Source organism: Rhodococcus sp. UNC23MFCrub1.1 (assembly GCF_000686025.1).
Lineage (GTDB): Bacteria > Actinomycetota > Actinomycetes > Mycobacteriales > Mycobacteriaceae > Rhodococcoides.
In genome coordinates this window covers 491,368-503,365 of the sequence record NZ_JMLQ01000002.1, presented here as the reverse complement: position 1 = coordinate 503,365, position 11,998 = coordinate 491,368, and the positions used below count along the sequence as shown (strand labels likewise).

Below are 11,998 nucleotides of genomic sequence, written 5' to 3'. Positions count from 1 at the left end.
TGCTACACTAGGTGCACGACAACGAACGGAGCAGCTCATGGGTACGACGTCATCGCTACGGGTCGACGATGAACTGTATGCATCGGCGAAGCTGGTCGGCAGTGCGTCGAGCCGGAGCGCAGCCCAACAAATTGCACACTGGGCACTGGTCGGGCGTGAGATCGAGGCCTCACATCACATAGCCTCACGCGACATCGCCGGGGTATTGGCAGGTCGGCAGAACTACGACGCGCTCACCCCGCGAGAGCAGGCAGTCGTACGCGCGGAATGGTCCGAGCGAATCGACGCGATGTCAGAAGGCCTGGATCTGCGCAGCGAATTCGAGGCAGAAGGACGGGCCTTCGTCGAATGCGACGAAGACGGCGCTGTGATCGAGCATCGTCCCTGACGGAATGACCCGCGACCCGGTCCTGCACCTACTTGCCGGCCCGAACGGCGCCGGCAAGAGCACCTTCTTTGCTCGGGTGCTGGCACCCGTCACTCATCTTCCCTTCGTCAACGCCGACGAGATCGCTACCGAGAACTGGCCCGGTGACGAACAAGCGCACGCGTACGACGCATCGAGGTTGGCCGCCGAACAGCGGGTGGCCTTACTCGCACAGGCCGCGTCGTTCGTCACCGAGACAGTCTTCTCGCATCCGTCGAAGCTCGATCTGATCGAGACGGCGAACGAGGCCGGGTACCTCGTCACACTTCATATCGTCGCCATTCCGGTCGACCTGGCCGTAGCCCGCGTCGTCAACCGCGTCGAGATCGGCGGTCATTCCGTGCCCGAGGCAAAGGTCCGTCAGCGATACGTGCGCCTGTGGCCCTTGGTTCGATCCGCGATCGATGTCGTCGAGAATGCCCGCGTCTACGACAATACCAACGCAAGCAACCCCTTTCGCGTTATCGCTCGTTACGACCATGGTCGACTGGTTGGGGACCCGTCATGGCCGTCGTGGGCTCCCGCCGCACTGACGACCTGACACCTCAGCCACGCAGCGACATATGCAGACCATGCTCGGATGACGTGTGGATCGGATAGGCGTTGTCCGGGTGCGTCGTGTCCACCGCGGCGTCCGGGTACGCCTGAAGGAAGTCGTGCACGAACACCGCGATCATCGACGACGCGAACGACTTGCCAGGGCACGATCTCGGACCCTTGCCGAAGGGGATCACCAGCGGGGCGACGTGATCCGTCGCGTGGGCGTTCAGTATCCGGTTCGGATCGAATGTCGGACCGTGAACCGCGTGCGCGGCATGAATGTTCGGCATCACCAGCGTATTACGGTGCAGATCGACACTGCCGTCACCGAGCGCGATGCGGCAGTCGTCGATCACCCGCCCGTTGAACACGGACCCCGGGGTGTCGATGCGCAACGCTTCTATCACGCACGCGCGGACCACTGCAGAATCGCCCAACGACTCGACGGGGACAGCCGAGAAGGCGTCATTCCACTGCGTGTTGGCGGGATCGAGCAGATGCTTCAGCGTGGCGAGAATGGCCGTGCGCGTCGTGTCGACGCCGGCGATGAAGGACGTCGTGGTGTCGTCACGGACCATGGTCGACGAGAACCCCGAGATGCCGTGCAACCGCCTGATCTGGCCGGCGATGGTGTCGTCGAGCGGCGTATCCGCCAGAGCCGAGGCGTGCTGCAGAAGCGTCCGAGTGTTGGTCCGCATCCACCGTTGCTCCTGCGAGAACGTCCACCGTTGCAGCCGTGGCTCGACTCTCATGGCGTAGGTGTTCGCACAGCGTCGGAGCCGTAAGAAGTTGTCGTACATCGCATCCGCAAACGGCAGCGCCCCATGGGCGCCGCTCTCGTCGACGTAGTCGATCACCGTCGTCGCCGCGTCACCCCACACTGCTTCCGCCACAGCGGTCCGGACGCACTCGGTGACGATCGGCCGCAGGTCGATGCTGTCGTCGTCCGCACGAACATGCGTCGGCAGTGCGCGCGTCATCGCTGCACGGGCGGACCCGGCGCTCGTCGCCACGATCATGTTGCGTTTGCGGTCGCGGAAACGGGGCTGTTGCGCAGAGGAGAAGGTCAGCGCTTCGGGGCTCAGCTGTCCGAACGAATACTGCGCGGCGGTGTCACGATCGATATGCACACCGGCGATCTTCGGGTTGACGATCGCTTCGATGGCCCGGCGCGACACCGCGTACAGCTGCACTCGACTGCCACGCCAGGTACCGATGAAGTCGGACTCTCGATCGTCGACGAACAGGTAGTCGCGCGAGAGTTTCTTGCCGAACGCGTCGGACACTTTCTGTTCCGACGACAACGGCAACGGTCCGCCAATGAAACGGATTCCCTGCCGTTGGTAGCTGGCGCGCTGAGCGAACACCGACGCCACGCCACCACGCTCCTCGACAGGGCCGGCTCTGCCACGAACCGGACTCAGCGTGACAGTAGTACCCAGCAGGTCACTGCGCTTGGGATGGTTCACAACGAGTGACGGTCAACCTCACGGGACTGTCAGAAGGCCCAGTCCCGGAAACAATGTCTCGGAGAACGGCGCCGGGAACTGGCGGCTCTGCGTCACCACAACGGCGACCTGACCGGGTCCGGTATCTACAACGACGTCGAGCGGGAGCCCTCGGGCGCCGGCATTCGGATCGACAGCCGAGAGATCCTCGGAGGCCCAGTGGCGGAAGTCGACGGCGCCGGCCGCTCCCGTCGAGAGATTGCGCCACTGCACCGTCATCCACCGGTAGTTGTACTGGTAGTAGTACGGCTTGATGTCGGCGGCGGAGAACCGGACCGAGCCCGGTCTCTCCCCCACCGTCGCCTTGATCGGCGTGGTCTGGATGAGCCCGCCGGGCACGCTGACCGGGCCGATCTCCAGACCCGTCACGACGGGCACCTGCAAGATCGACGTCTGGGGTGCAGCGGATGCCGTTCCCGCGCCCACCCCCAGTAACACCGGGATCGCGAGTGCCAAGGCCACTGCCGCTCGACGCGTTGTCTGTCGCATGATCATCACTCTGGCACCGTCAGGCAGAAAAAGACCGATCGTTTTGTGACTGTTACCGAGTCTTGATGGCTCATCCCAATAGGGGGTGTACGAGATGGGGTCTGAAGCCGCCGGTCTCGAGCAGGCTTCGGGCGATGTAGTTGGTCAGGTTGCGGAACCCGAGTGCGGAGCCGCGCAGGTGTTCGAGCCGTCCGTTGAGCGAATCGGTCGGCCCGTTGCTGGTGCCGGGTCGTTCGAAGTAGGCGAGCACGTCGGCGGCTTGTTTCTTCAGGGTCCGGCCCAGGGTGGTGAGCTCGGTGAGCACCTTGGGGACGCCGGCGCTGAGGTCGGTGATCAGCTTCTCCATGAGCTCGCGGCCACGTTGCCGGTCCTCGTGGCGATAGGCGGCGATCATGCGCTGGTAGACACCCCAGGTCGCCTCGACCTCGACGTGAGCGTCATCAACGAACAGCGCGCGTAGCCTGTCGCTCTGCGTGTCGGCAAGCAGGTCCGCGCCGGTGTGCAGCGTGCGCCGCGACTTGTAGAGCGGGTCGTCCCTGAACCCACGGTGCCCGTGGATCGCGAGTTGGACCCGGCGCCGACACCTGTCGAGGGCGTCACCGGCCAGGCGCACGACGTGGAAGGGATCCATCATCGTGACCGCGTCCGGGATCTCCTCTGGCCTCCTCGTGATCGGCCCGTCGGGGATCGTCAACGTGGTGCGGGTGTCGAGGCGATCGGGTCCGACGGCTCGGCGGGGCGCGATCGTCTCGTGTGTTGGCGGACTACGGGAGCTTGGACGCGAGGACGTCGGCCGCCAGGATCTCGGGTGCTGCGCCGAGGAGGTGCTGGTTGGCCATCAGGGCTGCGACGATGGCGCCGTTGGCGTGGGCGTCGCGAGCGGCCTCGTCGGGGAATGCATCGAAGATCCAGAAGGTGTCGGCGTGGGTCCTAGCCGCGAACCAGACAATCGTTCCTACTTCTTCGTTGGCGAGTGCGACAGCGCCGGCGAGCAGATCGGCGAGCGCGTCGTGCTGTCCATCGGCCGCGACGATCTTGGCGACGAAGGCATACGGAAGTGATGCGGGTGTGGACATGAGGGGTTCTCCTTGAAGTCGGGGTTCTTCGTGGGGCGAGTTCAGCGTATGACGAGCGAGGGCCGGTGGGGAGTGGCGTATACGACAGTATTGCTATTGTTCGCGCCATGCGTATCGGACTGATCGCGATCGACGGCTGCTTCGGTTCGGCTGTCGCGTCGGTCATCGACATCGTGCGGGTGGCCGACGGAGCCCGCGGCGATGTCGACCCGCGGATCGACCCGATCGAACTCGCCATCCTCGGACCGAAACGGCGAGTGACCACGACGGCATCGATGACCCTGTCGGTAGACCACCCGCTGTCGGAGTCCGGAGAGTTCGACGTGGTCGTCGTCCCTGCGCTTGGAACCCTCACGGCCGCCGCTACCAACGACGCCCTCCAGAGCCGAGATGCACGTTCGGTCATCGCCTCACTCGGGCGCCTCGACGACGCGACCACCCGGATCGCCGCGGCGTGCACCGGCGTGTTCGCCGTCGCTGAGACTGGACGGATGCATCATCGGCGGGCGACGACCAGCTGGTTCTTGGGGCCGGAGTTCCTGAAGCGCTATCCGACCGTCGCCCTCGATCTCGACACCATGGTCGTGGTCGACGGGAACCTCGTCACCGCCGGCGCCGCGTTCGCCCACATCGACCTCGCGCTCTCACTCGTGCGATCGATCAGCCCCGACCTGGCCCAACATGTCGCCAAGCTCCTCATAATCGACGAGCGTCCGTCGCAGGCGGCCTTCGTCGCCTACGAACATCTCCGGCACGAGGACCCGATCGTCGTCGAGTTCGAACGCTTCGTGCGCGCCCGCCTGGACGAACCGTTCAACGTCGCCTTCGTCGCGCAGTCGCTCGGCACCAGCCGGCGCACCCTCGAACGACGAGTCCGTGCGGCGCTCAACCTCACTCCGCTCGGCTTCGTCCAACGGCTTCGCATCGAACGAGCTCGGCACCTCTCAGCAACCACGGACCTCACCTCCGCCGAGATCGCGCTACGGGTCGGCTACGCGAACGCCGAGACTCTGCGCTCCCTCCTGCGCAGGGAGCGACGCCGTTCCTGACCTATCGCCATGCCTGTAGCCGGTGTCCTAGCGCTCGGTTGGAACCACCTCTCAGCACGTCGCGTCGACGCTCCTGCGTCGCCCCTGGACGACCCACTCGACACGCCCGCAGCACAGGCCATGTGACGTGCCCCGGCTTCCCGGACGGTCGGGGTTGGGTGGCTGTGATGTCGCTGCGTTCTCGTCGAGGGGGTCAGCAGACCCGATCAGGGTCGATTGGGATGAGCCGCGAAGGCGGTCAGGTCAGGGCGGCCGAAGCCGGCCGGCGGGGTAGCGTCGGACACGTCGAGGTCTTTCGGATGGATGGCTTAGGAACCTCCATCGTCGGGAGACCTCGACGTCTATCTGCGGACCGACGCGCCCGGCCGACCTACACCGTCATCTGGGAAGAGCCGTCTTGATGTCTGCCGACCGCTTGCGGGCGACTGCTTGGATTGGAGTTCCCTGATGAAACAGCAGCGTCCACCCAGCATCTACCCTGCGCCACAACGAACTCCGGCGCGCATGCCGACCCTCATGCCAGGTCTCGTAGGTCACGTGAACTATGTCGTCGGCGATCCTCCGGCCGTTGAAGTTCGCGCTCTTGATGGGCTCGGACTCGGGCGCGTCGATCAGCGCCGCAATCATCTCGCGCCGCGTCCACAGCCGACCCGACGCGCCGATCTCCTCGAACGACGGGTCAAGCAGTCGGTCGAGTTCAGTTTGCGATGAGCGCGTCGCCGGATCGAGTAGTGCCTTCTCCAGACCGATCACGTGCTCGATCGCCATGTCTCTCATCACATGATCGTGGACTATCGACCCCGGTTTCCGGGGGCTGGATTCCACTATCAGGTCCTGTCGTACGCCGGCCGTACTCTCCGAGCACACGATCCTGGGGGGGACCTGATGAGTAAGAGCCAACGTAGGGCCAAGGCCGAAAAGCGCACCGCGCAAAGACGGCCGGCATTGTGCTGGCACGACGTGCTGAAACGTTTCGCCGAATGGTTGGTGAACTCGGGCTGCACCACAGACCCGTTGGCGGCATATTCGACGGCGATGGCAGTCGACCGATCCAGGCGCGAACACGACATCCTGGTCGCGGGATCCGACATACCACTGGAGTTGTTCGACACAGACGTGTACGCCGACGACTGCGGACACACACCGTGGTCACCCGACGACACTGTCGATGCGCTCGATCTCTTCGCGAGATTCTTTGTAGAAGAACGTGTTTCGACGACCCAGACAAACGACCTCGCGGAGATGGTCGGGGTTTCCCCGCCACGCATGGCACCGGTCCCGCGACGTCGCCCGGCACCCCTCGGTCCGACCACCCTGACGTCTCACGTCCGGCGGGTTGCTGCCTGGTGCGAAGACAACGGCAGCGTTCCCGACCCCTGCTTCGCACACCCGCGCTCGAGCAGGCAGCTTCGAGACGCCCTCGGCCCGACCGGTGAAGGCGACACCCTCAGCGAACTGCTGTCGACGGTGACGTACCAGGTGGTTATCGCGACCGCGTTGGGAGTGGGCGTCCTGCGCAACGAGGATCGAACACTTCGAGCAGGAGACGCGTTCGATCACTGGCTCTCGGCACCGAGCGAGGAGTGGCGACGCCGAAGTCTCATCGAGGCTTACATCGCGTGCTTGGAACCCGTTGTCGCACTGAACGCCTCGCCGCAGCGGGAGATAGCCGCAGCCTGCGCGGCGCTGTGGTTCATCCTCGTCCGCTCCCTGGTCGACGACCCAGCCCATGACGGCGAAGCTTTCGACGCGGGCATCGACACCGACATCGAGAAAGTCAGCGCGTGGGTGTTCGTGCGACTGGCAACCATGGTCGACCTCGGACTGATCGTCCCGGTGAACGGACAGTTCTGTGTTCCGGACTCTCACGCGCCGGCACTTATCGAGGCGCTCGATCGTCGTCGTCTCGACACGTCGACGCCGGCGGATCTCGAGCGTCGATCCTGATCGTGGACATCAGACCCCGGATTCCGGGGCCCAAAGTCCACAGACAACTCTGGCCCATGCACGACGCGCGTGCATGGGCCAGATGGTCGAGAACTACGTGGTCGCAGACTCCAACGCATCGTTGAACGTCTTGCTCGGACGCATGATCGAGGTCGCCTTCTCGGGATCCGGGTAGTAGTACCCGCCGATGTCGACGGGCTCACCCTGCGCGTCGCCGAGCTCCTTGACGATGGCCTCTTCCTGATCGGCCAGCGTCTTGGCGAGCGGCGCGAAGTGCTTCGCCAGCTCCTCGTCCTCGGTCTGGTTCGCCAGCTCCTGCGCCCAGAACTTGGCCAGGTAGAACTGGCTGCCGCGGTTGTCGAGCTCGCCGGTGGTGCGCGACGGGCCCTTGTTCTCCTCGAGCAGCTTGCCGGTCGCGGCGTCGAGGGCCTTGCCCAGGACGTTCGCCTTGCCGCCGGTCTTCTTGCCCAGGTCTTCGAGGCTCACGGCCAGCGCGAGGAACTCACCGAGCGAGTCCCAGCGGAGGTGGTTCTCCTCGATGAGCTGCTTGACATGCTTCGGCGCGGAACCGCCGGCACCCGTCTCGTACAGTCCGCCGCCAGCCATCAAGGGAACGATGGAGAGCATCTTGGCGCTGGTGCCGAGCTCGAGGATCGGGAACAGGTCCGTGAGGTAGTCGCGGAGGATGTTGCCGGTCGCGGAGATGGTGTCCAGACCGCGGACGACGCGCTCGAGCGTGTACCGCATCGCGCGGACCTGCGACATGATCTGGATGTCGAGGCCCTCGGTGTCGTGATCCTTCAGGTACGTGCGCACCTTCTTGATCAGCTCGTTCTCGTGGGGGCGGTACGGGTCGAGCCAGAAGAGCACCGGCATCCCGGAGTCACGCGCACGGTTCACGGCGAGCTTGACCCAGTCCTGGATCGGCGCATCCTTGACGATGCAGAGGCGCCAGATGTCGCCCTTCTCCACGTTCTGCGTGAGCATGACCTCGCCGGTCGCCACGTCGACGATGTTCGCGACGGCGTCCTCTTCGATCTCGAACGTCTTGTCGTGGGAGCCGTACTCCTCGGCCTTCTGCGCCATGAGGCCGACATTGGGAACGGTGCCCATGGTCGTCGGGTCGAACTGGCCGTTCGTCTTACAGAAGTTCACCATCTCCTGGTAGATGCGGGAGAAGGTCGACTCCGGGTTGACGGCCTTGGTGTCCTTGGGACGACCGTCGGCTCCCCACATCTTGCCGCCGGCGCGAATCATCGCGGGCATGGAGGCGTCGACGATGACGTCGCTGGGCGAGTGGAAGTTCGAGATGCCGCGTGCCGAGTCGACCATGGCCAGCTCGGGCCGGTGCTCGTGGCACTTGTGCAGATCCTCGACGATCTCGTCGCGCTTCGACGCCGGGAGGGTGTCGATCTTACTGTAGAGATCGGAGAGGCCGTTGTTGACGTTGACGCCGAGCTCTTCGAACAGCTCGTTGTGCTTGGCGAAGGCATCCTTGTAGAAGACGCGCACCGCGTGACCGAAGACGATGGGGTGCGAGACCCGCATCATCGTGGCCTTGACGTGCAGGGAGAACATGACGCCGGTCTCGTAGGCGTCCTGCATCTGCTCTTCGTAGAACTTGTCCAGCGCCTTGGCGCTCATGAACATGCTGTCGATGACGTCGCCGTCGGTCAGCGAGACCTTCGGCTTCAGGACGACGGTCTTGCCGCTCTTCGTCTCGAGCTCCATCCGCACGTCGCGGTCGCCCTCGACGGTCATCGACTTCTCACCGTGGTAGAAATCGCCCTCGCGCATGTGCGCGACATGCGTGCGCGACGCCGGCGACCACTCGGTCATGCTGTGCGGGTGCTTGCGCGCGTACTCCTTCACGGCCTTCGGCGCGCGGCGGTCGGAGTTGCCCTCACGGAGAACCGGGTTGACGGCGCTACCTAGGCACTTGGTGTAGCGGTCGCGGATCTCCCGCTCCTCGTCCGTCTTCGGGTTGCCCGGGAAGTCGGGGATCTTGTAGCCCTTGTCCTGCAGTTCCTTGATCGCGGCGTGCAGCTGCGGTACCGAGGCACTGATGTTGGGGAGCTTGATGATGTTCGTGTCGGGCAGCTGGGTCAGCTTGCCCAGCTCGGCCAAGTTGTCCGGCACCCGCTGATCCTCGTCCAGGTAGTCAGGGAACTCGGCGAGGATGCGACTGGCAACGGAGATGTCGCTCGACTCCACCTCGATCCCGGCTGCGCTGGCGAAAGTGCGGATGACCGGCAGGAACGCGTGAGTCGCCAGCATGGGCGCCTCGTCGGTCAGGGTGTAGATGATGGTCGGCTTTTTCTCAGTCATTGCAGGTCTTGCCTCGTTTTCCGTCTGCTCGACGTCGTCTGTCCTTGTGGGCTCGGAGACAACTTTAGTCGTGCAGGGCTGTGTTGTGGCGACCCCGGTCCAGCGGGCTCGATGTGTCTCGAGACATAACCTGACCTGCGCCGACGATCTTCCACCGGAGGTCCGGGAGGCTACCGGTGAGTAACCTACCGTGACCGGCGGCGGAGGTCGGGCGCCGGTGACTCACAGCATTCGACTCAGGAACTGCTTCGTGCGTTCGTTGCGCGGATTGTCGAAGAACTCACTCGGCTCCGCATCCTCGACGATGCGCCCGTCGCTCATGAAGACCACGCGATCGGCAGCTGCTCGCGCGAACCCCATCTCGTGACTCACCACGACCATGGTCATCCCCTCGTCGCGCAGTCGCAGCATGACGTCGAGGACCTCCTTGACCATCTCGGGATCCAGCGCCGAGGTCGGCTCGTCGAACAGCATGACCTCGGGCTTCATCGCGAGCGCTCGCGCGATGGCCACCCGCTGCTGTTGACCGCCGGAGAGCTGAGACGGGTAGTTCTCACTCTTGTCACCAAGTCCGACGAGTGTGAGCAGCTCCTGAGCCTGCGCTCGCGCCTTGTCCTTGGGGGTTCCGAGCACGTGCCGTGGGCCGGCGGCCACGTTGTCGAGCGCCGTCATCATCGGGAACAGGTTGAAGTTCTGGAACACCATCCCCGTGTAGTGGCGCTGCCGGGCGATGTTCGCCTCGGACAGCGGTGTCCGCTTGCCGTCGTCGGAGAACCCCATCAGTTCCCCGCACACCCGGACCGTCCCCGACTCGATTGTCTCGAGGCAGTTGAGTGTGCGGAGCAACGTGCTCTTCCCGCTTCCCGACGGCCCGAGGAGAAGCACCACCTCGCCCTTGGCGACGCGGAAGTCGATGCCGTCGAGCACCACGAGATCGTTGAACGCCTTGGTCATGTCCTGAACGTCGATCATCGTCAGGTTCGCGATCGCCTGATCGGTCATCTGTTCACCGCCTCCGCGTCGATGACACTGTCGTCGAGCGCTGCCATGTCGGTTCTCCCTTTGCGGCGGTAGTTCCTGTCGTATCCACGTCCGGCTCGTACTTCCAGGCGCTTCTGGATCAGACCCCAGAGCGTGGTCAGCAGGAGGAAGTAGAGCGCTGCTGCGCACAGCCCCTCGAGCACCCTGAAGTTCACCTGGACCAGGAACTGCGTGCGGCGCAACAACTCCTGGACAGAGATCACCGAGACGAGCGTCGTCGTCTTCAGCAGGCCGTTGAAGCTGTTGCCGAGCGGAGGGATCATGACGCGCAGCGCCTGGGGCAGCACGACGACGCGGAACACCTTGGTCGGCGACATCCCCAGCGCACGTGCCGCTTCCGTCTGTCCCGTCGGGACGGACAGCAGTCCGGATCGCACGATCTCGGACAGGTAGGCAGCTTCGTTCAGCACCAGTCCGAGCAGCGCCGCCTCGATGACTCCGAGCTTGATGCCGACCTGGGGCAGCCCGGTGTAGATGATGACGAGTTGCACGAGCAGCGGGGTCCCTCGCATCAGCCAGACATAGAACCCCGATACCGCACGAAACGGCAGGAACTTCGACGACCGGGCGACCGCGACGACCACCGCCAACACCAGCCCCAGGATCATGCTGACCACGGTGAGCCAGATGGTCACCCAGGCGCCCTCCAGCAGCTGCGTACTGGTGAGGATGGAGAAGAACGCGTCCCACGACCACATGTCGGAGCCTCTCAGCTCTCGAGCAGGCCGGTGCTGACGGCGATGTCACCCTCGTACCCGCTGACGTCGTACTGCTCGAACAGGTCCGGCAGGTAGCCGTCGTCGCGCATCTCGGACAGGACGCGAGCGACCTCACCGGCGGACTTGCTGCCCTTCGCGAAGCCCATGGCGAGGGGCGCCTCGTTGATGCCACCGATGGCGGTCTCGAAGCGGCCGTCCTCCTGGTAGAACGAGGTGACCGACTCGACGATCGACGTTCCGTCGAGCTGTCCTGCCGAGAGTGCTTGATAGGCATCGGCATTCGTCTTGAACGTCTGCACGGTCAGCGGTGCCTTGCCCTCTGTCGCGAACTGTTCGGACAGCGCGGTGAGAGTGTCGAATTCGTATCCGGGCGCTTCCACACCGACCGTCTTGCCGGCGAGATCGTCCACCGTGCTGATGCCCTCGGGATTGCCCGACGGAACCGAGATCGACACGGCCTGAACCTCGTACGGCACCAGATCGATGGTCTCGGCGCGCTCGGGTGTGTAGAACATGCCGGTGTCGATCATGTCCCACCGACCACTCTGCACCCCGGGGATCTGAGCCTCGAACTCGATGTTGACGAACTTCGGCGTCAGGCAGAGTCGCTTGGCGATTTCTTTGCCGAGGTCGACCCGCATGCCGATCACTTCTCCGTCGGCGTCGACGTACTGCATGGGCGGGAGGGTGGCATTCGTGGCCATGGTCAGCGAGCCCTCCTCGGCGAGATCGGCTGCGCCGAGAGTCGGCGTGCAGTCCGTCGGCGCGGCATCCTGCTCCGACGAGGAGCCGCACCCGACGAGGCCGAGGGTCAGGACGCCGGCGGCGGCAATTCCGATGAGCGTGCGCATAGGAGAGACCTTTCGGTGTCGAC

At 64.6% G+C, this 11,998-nt stretch carries 12 protein-coding genes and 1 pseudogene; 4 read left to right on the top strand and 9 right to left on the bottom strand.

Going from position 1 to position 11,998, the window contains the following annotated elements; translation table 11 throughout:
* Positions 1–37: 37 nt before the first annotated feature.
* Positions 38–388, top strand: a complete 351-nt coding sequence (locus BR07_RS26550; protein WP_052493090.1) for a TA system antitoxin ParD family protein — start codon at positions 38–40, stop codon at positions 386–388.
* A gap of 4 nt (positions 389–392) precedes the next feature.
* On the top strand, positions 393–968 hold the full coding sequence (locus tag BR07_RS0107245) for a zeta toxin family protein (protein WP_027504859.1): 576 nt from the start codon (positions 393–395) through the stop codon (positions 966–968).
* Between the two features lie 4 nt (positions 969–972).
* On the opposite strand, the gene BR07_RS0107240 is transcribed toward BR07_RS0107245, so the two are convergent.
* The 4 genes and pseudogenes from BR07_RS0107240 to BR07_RS0107225 form a co-directional block, all read right to left on the bottom strand.
* Positions 973–2,343 (bottom strand): cytochrome P450, encoded by a 1,371-nt coding sequence (locus BR07_RS0107240; protein ID WP_027504858.1) that lies wholly within the window; start codon positions 2,341–2,343, stop codon positions 973–975.
* Between the two features lie 111 nt (positions 2,344–2,454).
* Positions 2,455–2,964, bottom strand: a complete 510-nt coding sequence (locus BR07_RS0107235) for a hypothetical protein (RefSeq protein ID WP_051613178.1) — start codon at positions 2,962–2,964, stop codon at positions 2,455–2,457.
* A gap of 70 nt (positions 2,965–3,034) precedes the next feature.
* A pseudogene (locus BR07_RS23715) lies at positions 3,035–3,634 on the bottom strand (transposase); the annotation flags it as partial.
* A gap of 94 nt (positions 3,635–3,728) precedes the next feature.
* Positions 3,729–4,040 (bottom strand): putative quinol monooxygenase, encoded by a 312-nt coding sequence (locus BR07_RS0107225; RefSeq protein ID WP_006247389.1) that lies wholly within the window; start codon positions 4,038–4,040, stop codon positions 3,729–3,731.
* A 107-nt stretch (positions 4,041–4,147) separates the two neighbouring features.
* Between BR07_RS0107225 and BR07_RS0107220 the strand changes: the two genes are divergently transcribed.
* A complete protein-coding gene (locus BR07_RS0107220; RefSeq protein ID WP_027504856.1) occupies positions 4,148–5,089 on the top strand; it encodes a GlxA family transcriptional regulator in 942 nt (313 codons plus the stop codon).
* Between the two features lie 378 nt (positions 5,090–5,467).
* On the opposite strand, the gene BR07_RS23710 is transcribed toward BR07_RS0107220, so the two are convergent.
* Positions 5,468–5,857 (bottom strand): nuclear transport factor 2 family protein, encoded by a 390-nt coding sequence (locus BR07_RS23710; RefSeq protein WP_197027745.1) that lies wholly within the window; start codon positions 5,855–5,857, stop codon positions 5,468–5,470.
* A gap of 12 nt (positions 5,858–5,869) precedes the next feature.
* Here BR07_RS23710 and BR07_RS0107210 point away from each other — a divergent pair, with 12 nt between their 5' ends.
* Entirely contained in the window at positions 5,870–7,036 is a 1,167-nt protein-coding gene (locus tag BR07_RS0107210) for a hypothetical protein (RefSeq protein WP_155956959.1), read from the top strand.
* Between the two features lie 93 nt (positions 7,037–7,129).
* Here the strand turns inward: BR07_RS0107210 and BR07_RS0107205 are convergent, their stop codons facing one another.
* The 4 genes from BR07_RS0107205 to BR07_RS0107190 all read right to left on the bottom strand — a co-directional run bounded on the left by BR07_RS0107205 (position 7,130) and on the right by BR07_RS0107190 (position 11,975).
* Positions 7,130–9,364, bottom strand: a complete 2,235-nt coding sequence (locus BR07_RS0107205; RefSeq protein ID WP_027504854.1) for an NADP-dependent isocitrate dehydrogenase — start codon at positions 9,362–9,364, stop codon at positions 7,130–7,132.
* Positions 9,365–9,586: 222 nt separating this feature from the next.
* Positions 9,587–10,336 carry an amino acid ABC transporter ATP-binding protein gene (locus tag BR07_RS0107200; protein WP_037185131.1) on the bottom strand — a complete coding sequence of 250 codons (750 nt, stop codon included), beginning with the start codon at positions 10,334–10,336 and terminating at the stop codon, positions 9,587–9,589.
* Positions 10,337–10,362: 26 nt separating this feature from the next.
* Positions 10,363–11,103, bottom strand: coding sequence for an amino acid ABC transporter permease (locus BR07_RS0107195; protein WP_027504852.1), 741 nt, complete (start codon positions 11,101–11,103; stop codon positions 10,363–10,365).
* A gap of 11 nt (positions 11,104–11,114) precedes the next feature.
* On the bottom strand, positions 11,115–11,975 hold the full coding sequence (locus BR07_RS0107190; RefSeq protein ID WP_027504851.1) for an ABC transporter substrate-binding protein: 861 nt from the start codon (positions 11,973–11,975) through the stop codon (positions 11,115–11,117).
* Between the last annotated feature and the right edge of the window lie 23 nt (positions 11,976–11,998).